The 1,227-nt window shown below is 36.1% G+C and carries 1 protein-coding gene; it reads left to right on the forward strand.

The window, feature by feature from the left end:
• The first annotated feature begins 136 nt into the window (after window positions 1-136).
• A complete protein-coding gene (locus tag CK510_RS30595) occupies window positions 137-1,063 on the forward strand; it encodes a M23 family metallopeptidase (RefSeq protein ID WP_095725149.1) in 927 nt (308 codons plus the stop codon).
• Window positions 1,064-1,227 lie beyond the last annotated feature (164 nt).

Here is a 1,227-nt window from a genome sequence, read left to right on the forward strand (position 1 = left end):
GATAATATTTATTTAATCCACATTTCTGCGAACAAAAATTACATCACTTAATGCTGATAACTATTTCCTCTCTCACAGAGAAACCCCATGTATCAAAATGTCGTCTCAGTTGTAGTTGTCATCTGGCTTTGAATTCATGAAAAACAGTGCTGTTCTTTGTCTCCCTACTTATGGCTTATTTGGATTAATCTTGACTGTTATCATCAGTATAAGTACTCCTGTGAGAACGCAAACCATTAATAATTCTCAAAATCCACCCCCAAAGCAACAAGCTACAAATTCCACTTCAAATTTGATTTATCCCGCACAAGGTATAGTATCCCAGGGTTTCCGCAAATATCAACATGAAGGTATTGATATTGCCAATGCATCGGGAACACCGATTTTAGCTGCTGCTGGGGGCAAGGTTATTCAAGTTGGATGGGATGATTGGGGATTGGGTAATGTTATCAAAATCCAACATCCCGATGGCAGAACAACAGTTTACGGTCATAATCGTCGTATTTTAGTTAACCAAGGGCAACAAGTTAATCAAGGTCAGATAATTGCAGAGATGGGTTCCACTGGTAATAGTTCCGCTCCCCATCTCCATTTTGAAGTTCATACCAATGGAATTAAAACAAATCGACCTGTCGCTGTCAATCCAATCCTATTGTTGCGACAAGCAGAGCTTAATAATATAGCTTCTAATGTGAGTTCAACTAACATACAAACTAACACACAACAAAATAACCAAGTTAAACCTATACCTACAGTTAGTAATCTGATTCAGAATCCTAGTAATGCTAATCGGAATAATCGCTGTAATGGGAAAACTTTAATTGCTGGTGAAACTACTAATGCACGGGTTCAAGTCTGTCAAGAAAACGGACAATTGTTTTATATTGGGGAATTAAAACAAAATCCCAATCAACCTGTTAAACTACCAGCTTGGAATATTAATAGCTCTCAATATCGGGCTGATAACGGTAGCTTTTCTTACTTTGTTTCTCCCGAAGGAATCGAAGTTTGGCGAAATGGTTCCCGTTTCCGTCGCGATATTTTTTACACTAATAAAAGTTAATAGCTAAGTAACTATATACCGCTAATCCAAAGATTTTATCAATATCTAAAAATCTGTATTTATTGCGGTACAAGTCTTTCGGTAAATTTTATTCCATAGGAAAGATTTTGCTAAAAGATTATATTCATTTAGGTAGATGTAAATTCTAAGGATAAGTTATACAT

Origin of the sequence: Brunnivagina elsteri CCALA 953 (assembly GCF_002289455.1) — a bacterium.
Classification (GTDB): domain Bacteria; phylum Cyanobacteriota; class Cyanobacteriia; order Cyanobacteriales; family Nostocaceae; genus Brunnivagina; species Brunnivagina elsteri.

Bases quoted from the DNA above. Each gene is read 5' to 3' on its own strand.
- CK510_RS30595 (WP_095725149.1), top strand. From the start codon at position 137: ATGAAAAACAGTGCTGTTCTTTGTCTCCCTACTTATGGCTTATTTGGA.